A 3,206-nucleotide genomic window follows, 5' to 3' on the forward strand; every position below is an offset into this window, starting at 1 on the left:
CAAGATTAACAGTCAAATAAACTGTATAAAATTTAACCACTAATTTTGTTGATGTATTTCTTGTTTTTGTTAGTAGCTAATATTTAATCATTATAAAGTATTTATATTTATTTAATATAAATACTAAGAAAGGTTAAAGGTTAAGAAAGGTTAAGAAAGATTGCGGATCACAAAATAGGCCTTTAGACCTTGATATTAAAGGGTTCCTTAAAAATAAGCTGCTCAGCAAACCTACCACTTACTGCTCGATAAACCTATCACTTGCTGCTCGACAAACCTACCATGCTAAAAATCAACGGCTTAGGTTATCCACAGGAAAGCCATGTTTTATCCCCAGTAATTTTGAAGTTGCTCGATAAACCTACCACTTACTGCTCGACAAACCTATCACTTGACTAGATACTGCTCGATAAACCTACCAGAAAAATTGTACATAAATCAGTCAGATGTAAACATTGCTCGATAAACCTACCACTTACTGCTCAGCAAACCTACCAGTTTTAGGGGGTTTTACACAGGGTTATCCACCAAAAATGTGGATAACAGTAAAGAACAATTATTGAAGAAGTGGGTAGGAGGAAAGAGGTTTTACTGAACGTGTTAAAAAGGCTTTAAATGCTTGTTTTTTGGGTAAAATAAACTTGCTCGGCAAACCTAGCATGTGAAACTATAGAATAAAAAATGAACATTAGTTAAAAAAAACGTGAAAAATAGTGCTCAGCTAACCTACCAGATGAGCACTACTTGATTGGCTCGAGTTGAAGCGAAAGCTGCTGCTTTTTGAGGGAGGCTTGCTTCTTATTAAAGCGCTTCATATCGCTAATGAGGTCGTCGTGAGGGTAGAACTTGTATAAATAGTCGCTGATCTTACGCTTATCTGTGTGGTGTTTGACAGGTTCTACCTCAACATCTTTAACTCGCCGTTTCTCTTTCATCTCTTCGATAGCCTTATTCATGTAGCGAGTGTTATTCGACATTCGCTTATCTATCGGTTTAAAGATGCTTTTAAATACTGTAGAGAGCTTAATGACATATGGTTGATCAGGGCTTGCTTGTTTGTATCGTCGGTCCATGCGCTTGATCAGGTAGCGAGCTATAGGGCTTTTGACGCTTTGGGGGATGGCGTAGTTATGCTCACGGAAATCAAGCGCCTTAACTGCATTAGATACCAAAGAATCGAAAACGGCTATACATCTAATCTGGCTTCCAGCACTCTCAATCTCTTGTCGAGATACAAGCATAAGGTTACTAAGAAAAGAGGGTTCCCATTTAAAATTACCAGCGATACTGCTAACTTCGATCTCTGAGCGCCTAAGTACTTGTAAGCTTTCGATGATTTCAGGTATAGAGAATGTTTTTTTAAAGCGCTTTAGCTCTTTTTGTAGCATTCTAAGCGTAAATAGAGTGCCCAGTTCACCATCGAAAAAGGCACCATTATCACTAGTAGCTAGCTTTCGAAGAGCATCATAAACAGGCTCTTCACGTTGTATCGATGGATAAACTAACACATCTGTCTTCTTACCATCGATATCTTTAATGATTCGACCTGGCTTTATGCTGACGATGAATGTTGTTTCAGAACCACAGTAGTTGTATTTAAACTCAGTTGATTCCTGGGGCTTTACTTCGCTATAAGTCCAGTATCGTTTTTGAATATTGTCGACAAACTTAGGAATGTGGTCATAGAAGTCAACTGCGTTAGAATAATCAGCATCTTGTGCTCCAAGCAGCTTGAAGAATGATAACTGTTTTATAAAGTCAGGACTGATTTCTTTTAAGTCAGTTTTTGTATACATGTAAGTGCATAAATTTTAGTCAATAGATTGAGTATATTTGACTACATGAATGTTCACAACAGATGTATGCTATTGCCACCCTTCCCTCTTACTACAGCATTCTTGAAAAACACTTTGTAGATGAAGTGACTTTAACATGAAACTCACGTGAGTTTAGGGTGACTTTCACGTGAGTTCCCTTTCATTTATCAATCAAGTTGATACTGTTCTGAAAGACGATCAATATATTCGCAAATTGCCTTCGCTGCCAACTGACGTTGACTTACTTTGAAGCCGATATCTTGACTCATTCTTTCAGAAAGTTTTGTTAGCTTATCTCGATAGTAGTCATTGAGTGGTGCAGCAAAGTCTGTTGTCTTCTTGCTTTTTTTGGCTTTAGCTATAGTTGGATCTGCACCCTTTTCAATAACTTCTGTTTCACGCTCTGTGCTTGGTTTTGGAGATCGAGATCTGATAAGTGAAGGTTTGTTAGGCATTTTGAAGTATTTCCTGAGCTAGAAGTTGTATTTCGGCTTTAGCTTTTGAGTCTGCACATTCAACAACACCAGAACCATTTCGTGGTGATGTCCTATAAATTTTTCTTGAACGAATAACAACACCAGACAGCTCCATCTCATCCTTGTATTCGTTAACAAACTCTTTTGTTTCTTTTAACTCATTAGCTCCTGGTGTTATTGGAGCTTGTGTTACTAATATTTTAACCCTTCTGTCTGGGTTTAGTTCGTAAGTGTCTTCTAGTACAGCTACAACTTCATCCAGCGTTTCTAAATCAACCTGACTTACTTGGGTAGGAATATAAATCAAGTCAGCAGCACCAAATGCACTTCGAATTTCACGAGAGTCACGTCCAGCAGGATCTACTATGACAAGATCATAATGACCCGCCTGCTCAATAACAGTTTGTCTTATGTGACCTTGTTTTTCTATGCACGACACATGTGGCCATGACTCACCACAAGAAATACTTTCTTGTCGTCTATCAAACCACTTAGCAGATGTTCTTTGTTTGTCTGCGTCGATCAAAAGCACTTTGTAGTTTAGTCGTGCAAATTCAGCCGCAAGATTTATTGCTAGCGTACTTTTACCCACCCCACCTTTAGTCGAAGCCACAGCGACTATAAGGCCACGTTGATTTGTCTCTGACATGATAATGGTCCAAAAACAAAGCCGAATCAGTTTGGAATCGTTATTAATATGATGTTAGCTCATTACGACATTAGATGTAAATTAAACCTAAGTTCATTTTAAAGTGATGTGAAACTATATCAACTTTCAACTGAGTTTCACGTGAGTCTCACATGAGAATCATGTGAAATTCATATGATGTTGAATTATTGGGAAAATCAAAATATATTGACACTAATATAAATGGGTAGTGACAATACGGAGGTATGTTAAGTGCAACCCAAC

At 37.8% G+C, this 3,206-nt stretch carries 3 protein-coding genes; all 3 read right to left on the minus strand.

The window, feature by feature from the left end; all coding sequences use genetic code 11:
* Positions 1-740 precede the first annotated feature (740 nt).
* Positions 741-1,796: a hypothetical protein gene (locus tag KCG35_RS24185; RefSeq protein ID WP_215822421.1), complete on the minus strand. Its 1,056-nt coding sequence runs from the start codon at positions 1,794-1,796 to the stop codon at positions 741-743.
* A gap of 188 nt (positions 1,797-1,984) precedes the next feature.
* On the minus strand, positions 1,985-2,272 hold the full coding sequence (locus tag KCG35_RS24190; RefSeq protein ID WP_215822422.1) for a hypothetical protein: 288 nt from the start codon (positions 2,270-2,272) through the stop codon (positions 1,985-1,987).
* The gene (locus KCG35_RS24195) at positions 2,265-2,942 is read right to left on the minus strand and encodes a nucleotide-binding protein (RefSeq protein ID WP_215822423.1); all 678 of its coding nucleotides are present in this window, start codon (positions 2,940-2,942) and stop codon (positions 2,265-2,267) included. Before KCG35_RS24195 ends, KCG35_RS24190 begins: the two co-directional genes overlap by 8 nt.
* Between the last annotated feature and the right edge of the window lie 264 nt (positions 2,943-3,206).

Source organism: Zooshikella harenae, from assembly GCF_018837975.1.
Classification (GTDB): Bacteria; Pseudomonadota; Gammaproteobacteria; order Pseudomonadales; family Zooshikellaceae; genus Zooshikella; species Zooshikella harenae.

Bases quoted from the DNA above. Each gene is read 5' to 3' on its own strand.
- KCG35_RS24185 (WP_215822421.1), bottom strand. From the start codon at position 1,796: ATGTATACAAAAACTGACTTAAAAGAAATCAGTCCTGACTTTATAAAA.
- KCG35_RS24190 (WP_215822422.1), bottom strand. From the start codon at position 2,272: ATGCCTAACAAACCTTCACTTATCAGATCTCGATCTCCAAAACCAAGC.
- KCG35_RS24195 (WP_215822423.1), bottom strand. From the start codon at position 2,942: ATGTCAGAGACAAATCAACGTGGCCTTATAGTCGCTGTGGCTTCGACT.